13 protein-coding genes are annotated in these 18,640 nt (G+C 62.3%); 10 read left to right on the top strand and 3 right to left on the bottom strand.

Annotation, left to right across the window (positions count from 1 at the left end):
* Positions 1-143 precede the first annotated feature (143 nt).
* The 6 genes from ACSEXS_RS10115 (at position 144) to gyrA (ending at position 11,531) form a co-directional block, all read left to right on the top strand.
* A complete protein-coding gene (locus ACSEXS_RS10115; RefSeq protein ID WP_438433030.1) occupies positions 144-3,863 on the top strand; it encodes a dynamin family protein in 3,720 nt (1,239 codons plus the stop codon).
* Positions 3,864-4,110: 247 nt separating this feature from the next.
* Positions 4,111-4,956 (top strand): GDSL-type esterase/lipase family protein, encoded by an 846-nt coding sequence (locus ACSEXS_RS10110; protein ID WP_438433029.1) that lies wholly within the window; start codon positions 4,111-4,113, stop codon positions 4,954-4,956.
* A gap of 118 nt (positions 4,957-5,074) precedes the next feature.
* Positions 5,075-6,016 carry an ABC transporter ATP-binding protein gene (locus tag ACSEXS_RS10105; protein WP_438433028.1) on the top strand — a complete coding sequence of 314 codons (942 nt, stop codon included), beginning with the start codon at positions 5,075-5,077 and terminating at the stop codon, positions 6,014-6,016.
* On the top strand, positions 6,009-6,998 hold the full coding sequence (locus ACSEXS_RS10100) for an ABC transporter permease (protein ID WP_438433027.1): 990 nt from the start codon (positions 6,009-6,011) through the stop codon (positions 6,996-6,998). The genes ACSEXS_RS10105 and ACSEXS_RS10100 overlap by 8 nt, the downstream gene beginning before the upstream one ends.
* Before the next feature lie 84 nt (positions 6,999-7,082).
* The gene (gene parE / locus ACSEXS_RS10095) at positions 7,083-9,059 is read left to right on the top strand and encodes a DNA topoisomerase IV subunit B (RefSeq protein ID WP_438433026.1); all 1,977 of its coding nucleotides are present in this window, start codon (positions 7,083-7,085) and stop codon (positions 9,057-9,059) included.
* A 15-nt stretch (positions 9,060-9,074) separates the two neighbouring features.
* A complete protein-coding gene (gyrA, locus tag ACSEXS_RS10090; protein ID WP_438433025.1) occupies positions 9,075-11,531 on the top strand; it encodes a DNA gyrase subunit A in 2,457 nt (818 codons plus the stop codon).
* Here gyrA and ACSEXS_RS10085 read toward each other — a convergent pair.
* The gene (locus tag ACSEXS_RS10085; protein WP_438433024.1) at positions 11,522-11,749 is read right to left on the bottom strand and encodes a hypothetical protein; all 228 of its coding nucleotides are present in this window, start codon (positions 11,747-11,749) and stop codon (positions 11,522-11,524) included. The genes gyrA and ACSEXS_RS10085 overlap by 10 nt on opposite strands.
* 207 nt (positions 11,750-11,956) lie before the next feature.
* Here ACSEXS_RS10085 and ACSEXS_RS10080 point away from each other — a divergent pair, with 207 nt between their 5' ends.
* Complete coding sequence (locus ACSEXS_RS10080) at positions 11,957-12,361, top strand: MarR family winged helix-turn-helix transcriptional regulator (protein WP_438433023.1); 405 nt, start codon at positions 11,957-11,959, stop codon at positions 12,359-12,361.
* A 166-nt stretch (positions 12,362-12,527) separates the two neighbouring features.
* On the opposite strand, the gene ACSEXS_RS10075 is transcribed toward ACSEXS_RS10080, so the two are convergent.
* Both ACSEXS_RS10075 and ACSEXS_RS10070 read right to left on the bottom strand, forming a co-directional pair.
* Positions 12,528-13,250, bottom strand: coding sequence for an RluA family pseudouridine synthase (locus tag ACSEXS_RS10075; RefSeq protein WP_438433022.1), 723 nt, complete (start codon positions 13,248-13,250; stop codon positions 12,528-12,530).
* Positions 13,251-13,255: 5 nt separating this feature from the next.
* Entirely contained in the window at positions 13,256-14,119 is an 864-nt protein-coding gene (locus ACSEXS_RS10070; protein WP_438433021.1) for a class I SAM-dependent methyltransferase, read from the bottom strand.
* A gap of 146 nt (positions 14,120-14,265) precedes the next feature.
* Here ACSEXS_RS10070 and glgB point away from each other — a divergent pair, with 146 nt between their 5' ends.
* The 3 genes from glgB to glgD all read left to right on the top strand — a co-directional run bounded on the left by glgB (position 14,266) and on the right by glgD (position 18,638).
* On the top strand, positions 14,266-16,305 hold the full coding sequence (gene glgB / locus ACSEXS_RS10065; protein ID WP_438433020.1) for a 1,4-alpha-glucan branching protein GlgB: 2,040 nt from the start codon (positions 14,266-14,268) through the stop codon (positions 16,303-16,305).
* 18 nt (positions 16,306-16,323) lie between these two features.
* Positions 16,324-17,457, top strand: a complete 1,134-nt coding sequence (locus ACSEXS_RS10060; RefSeq protein ID WP_438433019.1) for a glucose-1-phosphate adenylyltransferase — start codon at positions 16,324-16,326, stop codon at positions 17,455-17,457.
* A gap of 71 nt (positions 17,458-17,528) precedes the next feature.
* Entirely contained in the window at positions 17,529-18,638 is a 1,110-nt protein-coding gene (gene glgD, locus ACSEXS_RS10055; RefSeq protein WP_438433018.1) for a glucose-1-phosphate adenylyltransferase subunit GlgD, read from the top strand.
* Positions 18,639-18,640: the final 2 nt, after the last annotated feature.

The following is an 18,640-nucleotide window of genomic DNA, read 5'->3' as shown; positions in this document are numbered from 1 at the left end:
ACTGAAATAATATATCACTGATCTAAATTTTCGTCAAGCTTTGGACACAATTTGCAAGCGCTCTTTTCTGAAAAAATTCATCGTGGTACGATAGGGGCATGTTTCCAGCATAAAATGGACAGCCCAGATGCGGAGGGAGAGCGATGAATCAGATAGCGTGGCATGCTTTAGGAGAGCTTGCCAGACAAGCCGGCGACGAGACGCTGGCCGCTCGGTTGGAGGAAACGGGGACGAAAGCAGGTTCGACTACGCTCTACCTCGCGTTTTGCGGTCACTTCTCGGCCGGGAAATCAACGCTGCTGAACCGATTGAGCGGAGAGCAAGCCTTGCCGACCGGCCCTATACCGGTCAGCGCCAATACCGTCCTCATGCGAAACGGCGCCAAGCGGGCGCTCTTATACCGCCAAGCCTCGGGGCAAAAGAGCGACTCCGAACGAAATGAAATGGGAACGCTTCCTATAGAAGTGCCGTTCGATCGGGTGGGCGACTATTGCATCGACGGGGGAGTAGATCGGGTGGAGCTGACCTTCCCAATGCCTCGCTGGGGAGATGCGGTTGCATTCCTGGATACGCCGGGTATCGACTCCACGGACGAAGCGCATCGAGAAGCGACGGTGGCGGCTCTTCACCTCGCCGATGTGGTGTTCTATGTGACGGATTACAACCACGTGCTTTCGGAATGGAACATTCAGTTTACCAAGCGGCTGACGGACGAAGGCAAGCCGTTTTATTTTCTGATCAATCAGGTGGACAAGCACCGCGAGGAGGAAATCGCCTTTGCCGCCTTCCGGGAAAAGGTGGAGCGGTCGCTCAAGGACGCCGGAAGCCGTCCGGAGGGCCTGCTCTTCCTGTCGCTGAAGCGGGAGGACCATCCGCTTCATGAAGGAGAGCGGCTGTTCGAGCTGATCGGCCAGCTTGCGGAGAACCGGGAAGCCTGGTCCGCTTGGAGCGCCCGGCAATCGGCCGATTCGCTGATCGCCGGGCATGTCCGCAACCGGGAAGCCGCCGAGGAAGCGGAAGACGGCGAGCTTGCCGAAGCGGCGGGCTGGCTGCCGAAGAGGGAGAGCCTCTCCGAACGGATCGAGACGCTTCAGGCCGAGGAACGGCGAATCCGCAGCCGGCCGGACGAACGGCTGCGCGAGTGGAAGCAGGCGGCCGATTCGCTGATGGCCAACGCCAACCTGGTTCCGGCGGAGACCCGCGAGCTGGCCAGGCTCTATCTGGAGAGCCGCGAGCCGGGCTTTCGCCGTGGCTTGTTCCGCGGCTCCGCCGCCACGGAAAAAGAACGCGAAGCCCGGAGGGAAGCGTGGCGCAAAGCGTTCCGCGAGAATGTCCAGGTGCAGCTGCAGGGACACCTGGACAAGCTGCTGCGCCAGGCGGCCGAGGAAGCCGGCCTGCCGGACGAAGAGGCGCGGGCGATCACGGCCGAGCTGGCGGCCGCAGGGGACGCGCTGACGGCGGACTGGCTGGCCGAGCGCGTGCAGCCCGGCGCGGTCTACTCGCCGGAATACGCGCTGGTCTACGCCCGCCAGGCGGCCGACGCGGCCCGGGCAGAGTTTCGCCGCCGCGCGCACGACAGGCTCGCCCGGGCGGCCACGCAAGCGGGTGCGGGCGATGCCCGGGAACTCGCGGGCATCGCTCCGCGCCTCTCCTCCGCCCGGCAGCTCGCGGCGCGCATCGAGGCGCGCCGCGCCGATGCGGCGCAGCTCGCCGCAGCCGCACACGCGGCGGGCGGCGGGGCCGAGCGCCCGGCGCCGCCGCCTGCGGCCCGGCAGAGCGCGCTTGCGGCAGCCGCCCCGGCGTCCGCCGCCGCGAGCGGCGCGCCGGAGCCGGAGCGTTCGCCCGCCGCCGAGCGGCCTGCGGCGTCGCCGCCCGGACCGGCGCAAGCCGCCGGCGGCTTCGCGCCGCGCGGGCGCCACGCAGCGGCGGCGGCTGCGCTCGCCGAAGCGGCGCGGCTCGCTTCCGGCGTACCCGGCCTGGCCGCGAGCGCCGAGCAGCTCCGCGCCAAGGCCGACCGGCTTGCCGCGAGCCGGGCCACGGTGGCGCTGTTCGGGGCGTTCAGCGCCGGCAAATCGTCGCTCGCCGGTGCGCTCATCGGCGAGCGGCTGCTGCCGGTCTCGCCGAATCCGACGACGGCGGCGATCAACCGCATTGCTCCGCCGGATGCGGAGCACCCGCACGGCACCGTGACGGTGCGCGTCAAGCCCTCCGCTTACCTGCTGGAGGAGGTCAACGGCTCGCTCGCCCGGCTCGACCTGCCCGGCGGCGATTGGGAAGCCTGCCTGCGCACCATTGCGGCCAGCGAGGAGCGCTTCCGCGGGCATACGGCGAAGAGCCATGCCGCCTTCCTGCGGGCGGTCCGTGACGGCTACCCGCTCATGGCGGAGCGGCTCGGCACCGAGTATCGGATTCCCTTCGAGGAATTTCCGGCCTTTGTGGCCGAGGAGCGGCTCGCCTGCTACATCGAATGGCTGGAGCTCGCCCACGGCAACCCGTTCACGGAGCGGGGAGCTGTCCTGGTCGACACCCCCGGAGCCGATTCCGTCAACGGCCGCCATACCGGCGTTGCCTTTGATTATATGAAGAACGCGGACGCGATTCTGTTCGTGACGTATTACAATCACGCCTTTTCCCAAGCTGATCGCGAATTTCTGATGCAGCTCGGCCGGGTCAAGGATTCGCTTGAGCTCGACCATATGTTCTTCCTGGTCAATGCGGTCGATTTGGCCGGCTCCGCCGAAGAGGAGCGCCAGGTTCTGGCCCATGTGGAGGCCAACCTGGGCAAGCTGGGCATCCGCCGGCCGCGCCTCTATCCCGTCTCCAGCCGGGAAGCCTTGGATGCGAAGCTCCGCCGGGACGAGACGGCTCTCTCAGGCAGCGGCTTCGCGCGGTTTGAGCGCGATTTTACCTCTTACCTGGAGCAGGAGCTTGCCGGCCAGACCCGCAAGGCCGCCGCTCGGGATCTGGAGCGGGTTCGAACCGCGCTCGAGCAGCGGATCCGGCAGGCCGAAGCAAGCGAGGAGGAACGGGCCCGCGAGGAGGAACGGCTGAAGCGGGAAGGGGCCGACCTGCTGCGCACCATGGCGGAGCTCGTCCGAGACCCGCGGGCGGATCAAGCCGCCGAGGCACTCCGCAAGGAAGTGCAGGAGCAGTTCTACTACATCCGCCAGCGGTTCGAGTACCGGTTCGGCGAGCTGTATCAGGCCTGCTTCAACCCGGCCTCCCTGCGTCCGGACGGCTCGGAGGACATTCGCTCCGCACTGCGGTCCGCTTGGCTGGAATGGACTGCGCTGGTCTCCCGAAGCTTGTCGCAAGAAGCCCTTGCAGCCACGCTGCGGCTGGAGCGGGCCGTCCGATTGCTTCGCGCTGACGTTTGGCGGCCGGTCCTCGGCACGCTGACCGCCTCGTTTGCCGACTTTGCCGAGCTGCCCGAAGAAGAGCCTCACGATCCCACGCCGCCGGTGGAGGAGAGCATTCCGTTCGCGGACTTGCCGGTCCGTTTGCTGCACGGGCATTTTAAGAGCAGCAAGCACTTCTTCGAAGGCGGCGGCAGCGAGGCGCTGCGCGAGGCTTTGGCGGAGGCGACGCGCGCGGAGATCGCCCGCTACCTGGAACGCCATCGGGACGCCATGGCGGACTATTACGGAGCGCTCCTGCAGGCCGGGCTCGCCGACGCTTCGGAGCGGCTGCAGGAACGCTTCCGGCGCTACCTGGAGGAGCGGGAGAGCCTTCCGTCCGGCCGCGAGGCCGCAGCCGAATGGCGGCGGGCGGCCGATCGGCTGCGAAGCCTGCAGGCGGAGCTGGACACGGAGGAGAAAGCCCTGAATCCAGCCGACCCGGCGAAGATCGACCTAGCTCACTGAACCACACTCAAGCGGCTTAGACCGACCTAGCTTACCTGAACCGCTCCCAAGCGGCATAGACCGACCAAGCCCGCCTGAACCGCTCCCAAGCGGCCCGGCGGGGCGCTCCAATCGGGACACCGGCCGCTCCGCCGAAACTTCCGCTTCTGCCTGCATGAAGCTTAAGCCCGATAGGCCTTGTTGCAAAACGGCAATCAAAGTTTTACTCTTAGAAGAGCCATTTGGAGCCGAAACGGAGGAGAACGCATTGAAATCGACGAAGGCGCTCTGGCGGATATCCGGCACCGCCGCACTGCTGGCCACGCTCCTGCTGATCGCGGGCTTCGGCTATGCCGTGCGGACGGTGGTCTTCCCCGGGAAGACCGGGCCGGGCGCCGCCGCCACGCCGGCTCCCTCGTCCGGGTCCGCCACCCCGGCATCCGGCGATCTGACCGCCGTCTCCCGCATCAACATCCTCGCCGTCGGCGATTCGCTGACCCGGGGGATCGGCGATACGTCGGGCAAGGGCGGTTACGTCGAGCGCGTGAAGGAAGGGTTGAAGAGCCGGCTCGGCAAGGATACCTTTGTCTGGAATTTAGCCGTCTCGGGCGCGAAGACCGGCGATCTGCTGGAGCAGCTCGACGAGAAGAACGGAGCGGTCGCCGACGCGGCGAAGAAAGCCAACGTGATCCTGCTGACCATCGGCGGCAACGACCTGTTCGACATCGGCATCGGCGACCCGGAAGCCGCGGCGCAGGCGGACAAGCTGACCCTGGATTACGATTCGATTCAGAAGAGCTTGCCGGAGGCGTACAAGCGCCTGGATGCCTGTCTGACCCGGTTGTCCGAGCTGAATCCCACGGCCAAAATCGTCTATCTGATGTTCTATCATCCTTTTCTGGATTACGACAAGGAGCGAGTGGGCGCACTGCTCGTGCAGCAGTGGTACGCGAAGGCCTTCGAGATCGCGAACCGGCTCGGCAATGTGACGGTGGTGCCGACCTACGACCTGTTCGATCAATCGCCGCAGAAGTACCTGTACACCGACCATTTCCATCCGAACGCGGACGGGTATGCGCGGATGGCCGACCGGGTGCTGCAAACGCTGAACTGACCGGAGACGCTCGCCTATATCCCGCCCCTAGCGCCTATCCCGCCTGCAACTCTCGCGCGAAGGTGGCGGGATATACGCAGCGGCGATACAATCGCAAAAGCGAGAGGAGGAGGGCGCGATGGCCGACCGTCCGGCGGTGCTGACCGTTCAGGGATTGAAGAAGTCCATACGCGGCAAAGAAATCATCAAGGGCGTGTCCTTCGATGTCCGGGAGGGCGAAGTCTTCGGCTTTCTCGGGCCGAACGGAGCCGGCAAAACGACGACCATCCGCATGCTGGTGAATCTGATCCGGCCTTCCGAGGGAACGATAACGATCTGCGGTCACTCCATTCAGAAGGAGCCGGAGCAAGCCCTCCGCCAGATCGGCTGCATCGTCGAAAATCCGGAAATGTACGGATACATGAGCGGGCAAGAGAACCTGGAGCATTTTGCCCGGATGTTTCCCAACGTCGGCCAGGAACGCATCCGCGAGGTGGTGGCGATCGTCGGGCTGGAGGCGCGGATCGGCGACAAGGTGAAGACCTATTCGCTCGGAATGCGGCAGCGGCTCGGCATCGCGCAGGCGCTGCTCGGGCGGCCGAAGCTGTTGATCCTCGACGAGCCGACGAACGGGCTCGACCCGCAGGGCATCAAGGAGATGCGCGAATTCATCCGCGAGCTGGCGGAGAGCGGCCTGAGCGTCCTCGTATCCAGCCACCTGCTGAGCGAAATCCAGCTCATGTGCGACCGGGTGGCGATCATCTCGCACGGGCAGGTGATCGCCGTGGGCGATGTGGAGGAGCTGCTGCGCGAGTCCGGCAACCGGATCGTCTGGGACGTGTCGCCGCTCGAGGCGGCGCTGCCCTTGTTTGCCGCCTTTCCCGAGGCGAGCGAGGCGACTCCCTCCGACGATCCGGCTTTGGCCCGGCCGACCCTTGCGGTCCGGATGCCGCCGGAATACATACCGGAATTGAACCGCCGGCTGGTGCAGGCGGGCGTGGAGGTCTTTTCCATCACAGTCAAGACCCCGACTTTAGAGGAGCTGTTCCTGCAGCTGACGGAGGGTGAAACGATTGGTTAGCCTGTACCCCCTGGTGAAGAACGAGACGATCAAAATGCTCCGCAAACGCCGGTTCCAGGTGATCCTGCTGATCGTGGCGGCCCTCATCCCGATTTTCGTGTATGCCCAGATGAAAATCACCGAGAGCAGCCACAAGCAGCTCGGCGACGCCGATTGGCGTATCCGCGCCGAGAAGCGGATCTCCGACATGAGCAACAGCCTGAACAGCAGCATTCCGGACGACTGGAAGGTGTACCGCAAGGTCGAGATTCAGCGGCTGCAGTATTCGCTCGAACGGAACGTCGACCCCGAATCGCCGAGCTCGGTCACCTTCACCAGCACGTTCATCCGCAATTCCATCGGCTTGTTCCTTCCGCTGCTCGTGGCCGTAGCGGCCTCGGACATCGTCTCCTCCGAGCAATCGACGGGCACGATCAAGCTCTTGCTGACCCGCCCCGTCCGGCGTTGGAAGATCCTCATGAGCAAGTGGATCGCGCTCCTGCTGTTCGTCTCCCTGATCGTGATCTGCACTGCGCTGCTCACGTATCTTCTGTCGGGACTGGCCTTCGGCTACGGCGGCTGGAACGCGCCGGTGCTGACCGGATTTCAGGTCAGCGGCGACCAGCTGGACACCTCGCACGCGCATATCGTCGAGCAGTGGCGGTTTCTCTTGATGGAGCTCGGGCTGGCCTGGTTTTCCTGCCTGACCGTCGCCTGTCTGTCGCTGATGATCTCCGTGCTCGTGCGCAGCACGGCCGCCGGCATGGGCATCATGCTGGCCGTTCTGATCGCGGGCATGATCCTGACGAACATGGTATCCTCTTGGGAAAGCGCCAAATATTTATTCATGATCAACCTCGATACCATCTCGTTTCTCGCCGGCTCGCTGCCGCCGGTTCCCGGGCTCAGCCTCGATTTTTCGCTGACGGTGCTTGCGGTTTGGGCCCTTGCCAGTCTGGTTGTGTCCTTTGGCGTCTTTACGCGGCGGGATATTATGGGTTAAAATAGAAAGAGTCGGCAGGAACGTCTGTTCCTGTTTTTTGCATCACGTGTTTGCATTTGATTTTGAACTAGCGGAGGATTTGCCTTGAAGGACCAACTGGATCTGTTTGTGGACGATAAAATGCCGCGCGAAAGCGACTACGGCGCGGATGATATACAAGTCCTGGAGGGCTTGGTCGCGGTGCGCAAGCGCCCCGGGATGTACATCGGGAGCACGAGCTCCTCGGGGCTGCACCACCTGGTCTGGGAAATCGTCGACAACGCCGTCGACGAGCATCTGGCCGGACGCTGCTCGGAGATTCTGGTTACGCTGCACCCCGATCACTCGATCACGGTGTTGGACAATGGCCACGGCATTCCCACCGGCATGCACAAGACCGGCATTCCGACGCCGCAGGTCGTGTTCACCAAGCTGCACGCCGGCGGCAAATTCGGCGGCGGGGGATACAAGAAATCCGGGGGCCTGCACGGCGTCGGCGCGTCGGTTACGAACGCCCTGTCGGAATGGTTGGAGGTCGATATCTTCCAGGACGGCAAGATTCACCGGATGAAGTTCGCCTACTGGGCCGATGCGGACGGGACGGAGCATGTCGGCGAGCCGGTCACCGGTCTCGACGTCATCGGCACGACCCGCAAGACGGGCACCAAGGTCACCTTCAAGCCGGACAAGCGCGTCTTCCACAGCGGCATCGCGGTCAACTACGATACTTTGGCCGAACGGCTGCAGGAAATCGCGTTCCTGAACTCCGGCCTCAAGATGACGATCAAGGACGAGCGGACGGGCAAGGAAGACATCTACCTGTACGAGGGCGGAGCCAGCCAGTTCGTCCAGTTCCTCAACGAGGAGAAGAACGTCCTGAGCGACGTGATTCATTTCGTCGCGGAGAAGGAAGACATCGAGGTCGAAATCGCCCTGCAGTACAACGACGGGTACACGGAGACGCTCGCGTCCTTCGTCAACTCGATTCCGACCCGCGGCGGCGGCACACACGAGACCGGCTTCAAGACGGCGTTTACCCGGGTGATGAATGAATATGCCCGCAAAGCGGGCATTTTGAAGGAGAAGGAAAAGAACCTGGAGGGTACCGATCTCCGCGAGGGTCTCATGGCGGTCATCAACATCAAGATGGCCGAGGTCGAATTCGTAGGCCAGACGAAGGACCAGCTCGGCAGCGCCTCGGCCCGCAGCGCGGTGGATGCCGTCGTCTCCGAGAAGATGACGGTATTCCTGGAGGAGAATCCGGCGGTCGGCCAGAGCCTGCTGAAGAAGGCGGTGCAGTCCGCCAAGGCGCGCGAAGCCGCTCGCAAGGCGCGCGACGAGGTCCGCAGCGGCAAGAAAGGCAAGAGCGAGAGCTCGAACCTGAACGGCAAGCTGAGCCCGGCGCAGTCGAAGGATTACGCGATGAACGAGCTGTTCATCGTCGAAGGCGACTCGGCCGGCGGTTCGGCCAAGCAGGGCCGCGATTCCAAGCACCAGGCGATCCTGCCGCTCAAGGGCAAGCCGATGAACCCGGAGAAGGCCCGGCTCGGCGATATCCTCAAGAACGACGAATACCGGGCGATCATCTCGGCCATCGGGGCCGGAATCGGGCCGGAATTCGAGCAGGCGGAGAGCAATTACGGCAAGATCATCATCATGACCGATGCCGACACCGACGGCGCGCATATCCAAGTGCTGCTGCTGACGTTCTTCTACCGCTACATGAAGCCGCTGATCGACGCGGGCAAGGTGTTCATCGCCCAGCCGCCCCTCTACAAGGTAACGAAGAAGGGCTCGCGCACGGCCGTCGCGCGGTATGTCTATTCCGACGAAGAGCTGCAGAGCGTCATGAAGGAGCTGGGGCGCAATGTCGAGCTTCAGCGCTACAAGGGCCTGGGGGAAATGAACCCGGAGCAGCTCTGGGCGACGACCATGGACCCGCAAGAGCGCAAGCTGTTCCAGGTGCAGATCGAGGATGCCGCCAAGGCCGAACGCCGGGTCACCACCCTTATGGGCGACAAGGTCGATCCGCGCAAGCGCTGGATCATCGAAAATGTGGACTTTACGGAGTACGAAGAATAAGGAGAACGCGAGCGAATGGGGACTCTTGAACAATTTTTGCCGGCCTTTTTGGAGGAAGTGGTCAGCGACCGCTTCGGCCGTTATTCCAAATACATTATCCAAGACCGGGCGATACCCGATGTCCGTGACGGGCTAAAGCCCGTTCAGCGGCGGATTCTCTATTCCATGTACGAAGCGGGCAATACGCCGGACAAGGCGTACCGCAAATCCGCCAAGACCGTCGGAGACGTCATGGCCAATTATCATCCCCATGGCGACTCGTCGATCTACGAGGGCATGGTGCGGATGGCTCAGCCGTGGAAGATGGGCCATGTGCTCATCGACGGGCACGGCAACTGGGGCTCGATGGACGACGATCCCGCGGCGGCCATGCGGTACACCGAAGCCCGGCTGTCGCCGATCGCCATGGAGCTGCTCCGCGACATCGAGAAGCGGACCGTGCTGTTCAAGGACAACTTTGACAACACCGTGAAGGAGCCGGTCGTGCTGCCTTCGCGTTATCCCAATCTGCTGGTGAACGGCGTGAGCGGCATCTCCTCGGGCTTCGCTACGGAAATTCCGCCGCATAACCTCAAGGAGATCGTCGACGCCTGCATTCGGCTGATGGACGATCCCAGCCTGCCGCTGGAGGAGCTGATGAAGACGGTCGCCGGGCCCGATTTTCCGACCGGGGGCATCATCATGGGCGAAGAAGGCATCCGCGATGCCTTCCGCACCGGCAAGGGAAAGATCTACATCCGTTCGCGCACGGCCATCGAGGACATGCGCGGCGGCAAGCAGCAGATCGTCATCACCGAGATTCCCTACGGCGTCGTCAAGAGCCGGCTCGTTACGGCGATGGAGAACATCCGCCTGGAGAAGAAGGTCGACGGCATTGCCGAGGTCCGCGACGAGAGCGGACGCGACGGGCTGCGGATCGTCGTCGAGCTGAAGAAGGAAGCGGACGCCTCCGGCATTCTCGCTTATCTGCTGAAGAAGACGGACCTGCAGGTGGCGTACAGCTACAACATGGTGTCGATTGTCGAGCGCGCTCCACAGCAGTTGGGCTTGCGCGAGATGCTCTCCGCCTATATCGCTCACCAGAAGGAAGTCGTGACGCACCGCACCGAATTCGAGCTGGAGAAAGCACGTGACCGCGCTCACGTGCTGGAAGGGCTGGTCAAGGCGCTGAACATCCTCGACGAGGTCATCGCCGAGATCAAGGCGTCCAAGAACCGCCAGGACGCCCAGCATAACCTGTGCGACCGGTTCGGCTTCTCGGAACGGCAGGCCGACGCCATCCTGACTCTGCAGCTGTACCGGCTGACCAACCTGGAAATCACGACGCTGGAAAAGGAATTGAAGGAAACCCGGCGGACGATCAGCTACCTGGAGGCCATCCTGGCGAGCGACGCCAAGCTGCTCAAGGTCATCAAGGACGAAATGTCGGAAATTCGCGATAAATACGGAGTTGACCGGCGCTCGGAGATTCAAGGCGAGGTCGAGGAACTGAAAGTCAACCTGGAGGTGCTGGTGCCCGCCGAAGATGTGCTGGTGACGATCAGCCATCAAGGCTATATCAAGCGGACCAGCCGCTTGTCCTTTACCCGCTCGGGCGGTGAGCTGGCGGCTTCGGGAACGAAGGAAGGGGACTATTCCCGGTACCTCTTCGAAATCAACACGATCGAGAATCTGCTCGTTTTCACTCAGCGGGGGCAGTACTTCCTGCTGCCCGTCCACCAGATTCCCGAGTACAAATGGAAGGAGAACGGAACGGCCATCGTCAATGTCATTCCGCTCGCCAAGGAGGACCGGATCGTTGCCGCGATTCCGGTGAAGGATTTCGAGCAGCCGGAGCGTTCGCTCCTGTTCGTCACCCGCCGGGGGCAGGTGAAGCGGACCGAGCTGAAGGAATACCGCACGAGCCGCTCGGGCGCCATCGCCGCTTGCAAGGTCGGCGACGGAGACGAGGTGCTGCGCGTCATGGAGACGCCAGGCGGGGCGGACCTTCTGCTCGTGACCAAGCTCGGAGCCAGCATCCGCTTTAAGGAAGACGAAGTCAGCCTCATGGGGCGTGCGGCCGGAGGCGTGAAAGGCATGACGCTCAAAGAAGGCGACGAGCTGATCGCGGCGGAACGGGTCGCCGGCGACGAAGGCGAGCTCTTGGTGGTCACCGACCTGGGGTATGCCAAGCGGTCGCTGCTCTGCGATTACCCGGCCCAGGGAAGAGGCGGCAAAGGCATCGCCACCTTTGAATTCAAGGAAGGCAAGCGGGTGAAGCCCAACGGCAGCGCGCTGGCCGGAGCGTTTGCCGTCAGAGAGCCCTTTAACCTTACCGCCGTCACCGACACAGGGGCCAAGCAAGAGATGAACACGGAGAAGGTTCCGATCGAGGAACGCCGGTCAACGGGCCGGCTGCTGGTTGCGCTTGGCAAGGGAGAGACGGTTCAGGACATCTTCCCGTCCCTGGCGCTCCACCTGCCTCAATCGTAAGTCTCCGACGGCGGGTCGACCCGCTCCAGCAGCTTCAGGGCAATGTCCAACACGACCCAAGCGGGAAGCGGCTCTTCCAGAGCGTCTTTCCAGCTTGGGTCTTTTTCCACCAAGCCTTCCCGGATGGCCAAGCGAAGCAGCTCCATTCTGGCCGAACCACCTGAATCGACTGAGTCAACGGAACGGAACGAATCGACCGAACCGACATGTTGTCCCATCGTTCTACCTCCTTCGGGATGAGGGTGCGCATGCCTATAGGATATGCGAATCCTCGGGATTGGTGACGAATGTCCCATGACGAAACTTATCGATTAATGAATTAAAATATTAACAGGATTAACCTTTTCGCCGCGGAAACCGGATGCTATAATAATCCTGACGAAACGGTTCCGGATTTGAATGTTTGTTTGGAGGAGAGGTTTGCCTTGTATTCTGCCGATTTTATCCGTCTGTGGCACAAGCTGTCCAAGGAGATGAAGCAGCATCTGGAGGAGGAGCTCGCCCCGACGCTGACCGAGGGCCAGCTTCAGGTGCTCGAGCTGCTCAGCGGGGAGAAGCGGATGAAGCCGTCCGACCTCGTGGAAATTCTGGAGACGACGCCCGCCGCCGTTACCACCCTCCTCGATCGCATGGAGAAGGGCGGGCTGGTGATCCGGGAGCGCGACGAGCGGGACCGCCGGCTCGTCTGGATCACGGTCACCGAGAAGGGAAAGGACGAGTGCGAGCGCGGCATCGACGTCCGCAAGCGCTACGTCGAGTCCCATCTCGGTAAGATCTCCAGCCATAACCAGCAGCTGTTCGTCTACCTGCTGGGCAAGATCGCCAACTGAAGGCCAGCCGGATTCCGGGCTGGCCTTCCGCCGCAACCGGGCGCAAGCCAGATTCCGGGCGCCGGCTCGACTCGGAGGCATCCGAGCCCAGGAACGAGGGCGCACGGACACGTGAAAAACCCCCGCCGTTGTCCGAACGGCGGGGGAAGGGGATTCAGCCGGCCGGCTAAGGGCGGCTGAGCGAGGCTTCAATGGCATCCGGCCAGAGGATCCAGGGATGGGAGGCCGGCGGGGCGGAGGTGAATCGCAAGGGCTCGGAGCGGGTAGGATGCGCGAAGGCGACCTCCGCCGACCATAGCGCGATCTGCTGTCCGGGCTTAGCCCGCTCCTTGCCGTAGCGTTGATCGCCGTACAGCGGACAGCCGACGGCGGCGAACTGCACGCGAATCTGGTGCGAGCGTCCCGTCAGTAGCTTGACCCGGACGAGCGACATTCCGTCGGCTTCGCCCAGCACCTCGTAATCGAGGATCGCTTCCTTGGCCCCGGGGGTTCCCTCAGGGACGACCGATACCGTATTGGTGCGTCCGTCCTTCAGGAGCTCATGAACGAGCCGCCCCGACGGCTGCTTAGGTCGTCCGTGGACCGCCGCGAGGTAGCTCTTGCCGAAGCGGCGGCTGCGAACTTCCTCGGCCAGCCGGGAGGCCGCTTTGCTCGTCTTGGCGAAGACCATCGCGCCGCCGACCGGCCGGTCGAGCCGGTGAACCAGCCCCAGGAAGACGTTGCCCGGCTTCTGATGGCGCACCTTAAGGTTTTCCTTCAGCGCCGTCAACAGGTCGAGATCGCCGGACTCGTCCTCCTGGGTGGGCATGTTCACCGGCTTGACGATGACGAGGACGTGGTTGTCCTCGTAGAGAACGGGAATCTCTCCTCTGCGGGAGGCGTCCGCCATGCGAATCAAGCCTCCCAGCGGCCGAGAATGCCGCAGGGCAGATTCAGCCCGCTCTCGGTGATCGGCAGGCCGATTTCGTCGCTGGTCATCGTTCCGCCGAACCGGTCGCGCAGCGCGAGCGAGAGGATGTTGGTCAGCACGGTGGCGGACAAGCCGGTCGTATACGAATTGATCAGGAAGAAGAGCGGAGAATCGCTCAGAATCCGCGTACAGCTGTCCACGAACCGGTACAGGTCGTTCTCCAGCTTCCACATCTCTCCGTTCGGGCCGCGCCCGTAGGAGGGCGGGTCCATGATGATTGCGTCGTACCGGCTGCCCCGGCGCTCCTCGCGGGCGACGAACTTGAACACGTCGTCGGTGATATACCGGATCGGACGTTCGGCGAGGCCCGAGAGCGCCGCATTTTCCTTGGCCCATTGAATCATGCCCTTGGCGGCGTCGACGTGGACGACCTCCGCTCCTGCCGCGGATGCCGCCATGGTGGCGCCTCCCGTATAGGCAAAGAGATTCAGCACGCGGATGGGGCGGCCCGCCTTGCGGATCTTGTCCATCATCCAGTCCCAGTTGGCCGCCTGTTCGGGAAACAGTCCCGTATGCTTGAAGCTCGTCGGCTTGATGCGAAACCGCAGCTCCTTGTATGCAATCGTCCAATGCTCGGGAAGCTTGACCAGCTCTTCCCACTGACCGCCGCCGCTTGAGCTGCGGTGGTACCGCGCGCTGACCTTGCGCCACAGCTCCGTCTCTTTTTTGAGAGGCCAGATGATCTGCGGGTCTGGACGCCGCAGCACGAAGCCGCCCCAACGCTCCAGCTTCTCGCCGCTGCCGGTATCCAACACTTCATAATCCTTCCAATTTTCCGCTACCTGCATGATTCCCTTCCTTTCCGATATCTTCCCTATTCTACAACACCAAGCCGCGGAATATCCACCGCCGTTTGGGGCCCTCGCCCGTGTTTTGAATTCGGCTCCGAAGTTTAATATCATAGGAGATACATGACTGAAGGAGAGGCTTGCCTTTGACAGCGACCCTGATATCCGAACACGATCAATACCTGTTTCACCAAGGAAAATTGTTTCAAAGCTATCGCCAGTTGGGGGCTCATCTGCGGCAGGAGGAAGGACGCCCGGGAGTGCGCTTCACGGTATGGGCGCCGAACGCCGCGGCGGTGAAGGTAAGCGGCGATTTCAACGGCTGGGACGCTTCCGGTCACCCGCTTGTCCGGATCAGCGCGAACGGGCTGTGGTCGGGCTTCATTCCGGAACTTGAACCGGGAGCCATATACAAGTATGAAATAACCTCCCGCCACGGACATACGTTTTTAAAAGCCGATCCGTACGCCTTCGCCTCCGAGCTCCGGCCCCGGACGGCTTCGGTGATACCGAGCGGCGAGACCTTCCGCTGGACCGACCGCAAATGGCTGCAGGCGAAGAAGCGGCGGCCGATCTACGGCAGGCCGATGAACATCTACGAGGTGCACCTCGGCTCATGGAAGTTCCACGGACCGGAAGATTTCTATACATACGAAGAGTTGGCCGACCAATTGGTCGATTATGTCGCCGAGATGGGCTACACCCATATCGAACTGCTGCCGGTGGCGGAGCATCCCTTCGACGGGTCTTGGGGATACCAGATCACCGGCTATTACTCGGTCACCCGCCGTTACGGCACGCCGGAGCAATTCAAAATCCTGGTCAACCGCTGCCACGAGAAGGGAATCGGCGTGATCCTCGACTGGGTGCCGGGGCATTTCTGCAAGGATGCGCACGGGCTGCGGCTGTTCGACGGCGATCCCTGCTACGAATATGCCGATCCGAACAAGGCGGAGAAACCCCTTTGGGGAACGCTGTCCTTCGACTTTGGGCGGCCGGAGGTGCGGTCCTTCCTGATCTCGAACGCCCTCTTCTGGTTCGACGAATACCACGTGGACGGCATCCGCGTCGACGCCGTGGCGAGCATGATGAATTACAACTTCGACAAACCGCGCTCGATGTGGACCTACAACGCCGACGGCGGCTCGGAGAACCGGGAAGCGATCTCCTTCCTGCAGACGCTGAACGAGGCCGTCTTCGCCTTCTTCCCGGAAGCGCTGATGATCGCCGAGGATTCCTCCGACCGACCCGGCGTCACCGCGCCGACCTACAGCGGCGGACTCGGGTTCAATTACAAATGGAACATGGGCTGGATGAACGATATTCTGCGGTATATGCAGAAGGAACCGTCCGACCGGAGGCACCATCACAACCTGATCACCTTCTCGCTCATGTATGCGTTCAACGAGAATTTCATCCTGCCGTTCTCCCATGACGAGGTCGTTCACGGCAAGCGCTCGCTGCTCAACAAGATGCCGGGGGACTATTGGCAGAAGTTCGCCAATTACCGGGCGCTGCTCGCCTATCTGATCGCCCATCCGGGCAAGAAGCTGCTGTTCATGGGAGGCGAATTCGCCCAATTCATCGAATGGAAGGACCGCGACCAGCTCGATTGGCTGCTGTTCGACTACGAGATGCACCGCCAGTTCCACGGCTTCGCCAAGCGGCTCAACGCACTGTATCTGGAGGAGCCCGCTCTGTGGGAGCAGGATCACGGCTACGAGGGCTTCGAATGGATCGACGCCGACAACGCCGAACAGAGCCTCATCTCCTTCGTCCGCCGCGGCAAGAAGCGCAAGGACGACCTGGTGGTGATCCTCAACTTCACCCCGGCCACCTACCACGGCTACCGGGTCGGCGTGCCGGCGAAGGGAGACTATGCCGAGCTGCTCAACACCGACGACACCTCCTTCGGCGGCTCCGGCCAAGTCAACGGCTTGCCGGTGCGGACGGAGGCGAAGCCCTTCCACGGACGCAAGCACAGCATGGAGCTGACGATTCCGCCGCTCGGCGCCGTCATTCTGAAGCGGCTGGCTCCGCTTAAGCGAAAACGCACCGACGCAGAAGAGGCGAAGCCGACGGCGGAGCCCCCTACCGGGACCGCTTCCCGTACCCGCAAATCGCCTTTGGCGGGCAAGCGAGTGTCCACCCGTAAGTCGATCGGCCTGCCTGACCCAATCCAGTAACGAAGGGAAGAATCCGTCATGCGCAGAAAAGAATGCGTGGCCATGCTGCTCGCCGGCGGCCAAGGAACCCGGCTCGGGGCCTTGACCAGCAATCTGGCGAAGCCCGCCGTCCACTTCGGCGGCAAGTACCGGATCATCGATTTTCCGCTCAGCAATTGCGCGAATTCCGGCATCGACACCGTCGGCGTTCTCACCCAGTACCAGCACATGGTGCTTCACGGGTATTTGGGAATCGGCACCCCCTGGGACCTGGACCGGCAGGAAGGCGGAGTTATGGTCCTACCCCCTTATATGGGGCCGGAAGGCGGGTCGTGGTATTCGGGAACGGCGAACGCGATCTACCAGAATTTGTCCTTCATCGACCAATACGATCCCGAATACGTGCTGGTTCTCTCCGGGGACCACATCTACAAGATGGATTACGATAAGCTGCTCTCCTACCACAAAAGCAAGCAGGCCGACGCGACAATCGCCGTCATTCCGGTTCCCTGGGAGGAAACGCACCGCTTCGGCATCATGAACACCGACGAGGACTACCGCATCGAGGAATTCGACGAGAAGCCGAAGGAGGCGAAGAGCAACCTCGCTTCGATGGGCGTCTATATCTTCAACCGCAGCACGCTGAACCGCTACCTGCGGGAGGACGCGGACAAGGCCGGCTCCTCGCACGATTTCGGCAAGGATGTCATTCCGGCCATGCTGAACGACGGGCTCCGGCTTCAGGCTTATCCGTTCAAGGACTATTGGAAGGACGTCGGAACGATCAAGAGCCTTTGGGAAGCGAGCATGGATCTGCTCGAACCCGAGCCGGAAATGAACCTGAACGACCGGAGCTGGCGGATCTATTCGGTCAATCCGTCGCAGCCGCCGCACTTCATCTCGCCGGAAGCGAAGGTGAAATGCTCGATTGTCAACGAAGGCTGCATCCTGCTCGGCGAGGTCGAGCATTCCGTCGTTTCGTACGGCGTCCGGATCGGACGGGGAAGCAAGATCAAGGATTCGGTGCTGATGCCGGGAGCGAAGATAGGCGACAACGTCACCATCTATCGGGCGATCGTCGGCGAAGGCTGCGTCATCGAGGACGGGCAGACCGTAGGAAGCCCGGATTCGGAAGACATCGAGCTGATCGGCAGCTACGAAGCTTTGATGTAGGCATGGAACCGAAAGCGGCCGCCTTCCGGCCGTCTGCAAGAGCCAATAAACCCGTATAGGTGGGAGACCATATGAAGGACGTAATGGGTGTCATTAATCTGATCAATGAGCCGGATGATCTGGAGGAGCTGACCTATCACCGCGCCGTCGCTTCCGTTCCATTCGGCGGAAGGTACCGCCTGGTCGATTTCATGCTCTCGAGCATGGTGCATTCCGGAATCCGCAATGTGGCGCTGTTTACCCACGCCAAGTACCGGTCGCTGATGGACCATGTCGGCTCCGGCAAGAGCTGGGACCTGGCCCGCAAGCGCAACGGCCTGTTCTTCCTGCCGCCCTCCATCGAGGAGGTCCAGGAATCGCTCAAGGGCGACCTGTTTCATTTTCACAAGAACAAGGACTATTTCCTCCGCAGCTCCTGCGACTACGTCGTCTTGGCCCGCAGCCATATGGTCTGCAACATCGACCTGTCCGAGGTCGTCGCCTTCCACAAAGAATCGAAGGCGGATATCACCCTCGTCTACAAGGAAGACAAGACGCAGGATACGGCGCGCTGCCGCCGGGTGCAGACCAATGCCGAAGGGCGGGTCACCGTGCTGCAGGATCACTTCGGCCGGTCCGACAGCGACAAGGTCTCCATGGAGATCTATGTGCTGAAAAAGGACCTGCTGCTCGATCTGGTGGAAACGTCGCTTGCGCAAGGCTACGACCACTTCGTCCGCAACGCGCTGATGCGCAACCTCGACCGGCTGAACGTGCGCGGCTATCCGTTCAAGGGCTATCTCGCCGTGGTCAACTCGATTCCGGCCTACTTCCGCCACAGCATGAACCTGCTCGATCCCGAGGTCTACCAGCAGCTGTTCTTCCAGCCCGCTCCGATCCTGACCAAGGTCAAGGACGAGCCGCCGACCCATTACACCAACCGCGCCCGAGTGAAGAACAGCCTGATCGCGAACGGCTGCGTCATCGACGGGAGCGTGGAGAACTGCATCCTGTTCCGCGGCGTCAAGGTCAGTGCCGGCGCGCAGCTGAAGAACTGCATTGTTCTGCAGAACGGACAGATCATGGAGCGTGCCGTGCTGCAGAATGTCATTCTCGACAAGGATGTCCGCATTACCAACGATACGACGCTGATCGGAGACCCGAAGGCGCCTTACATCGCCGAGAAGTCCAAGATCATCTGAAG

The organism is Gorillibacterium terrae (assembly GCF_051594785.1).
Taxonomy (GTDB): domain Bacteria; phylum Bacillota; class Bacilli; order Paenibacillales; family NBRC-103111; genus Gorillibacterium.
Note: the sequence above shows the minus strand (reverse complement) of the source record. Positions and strands in the feature narration are given on the sequence as shown.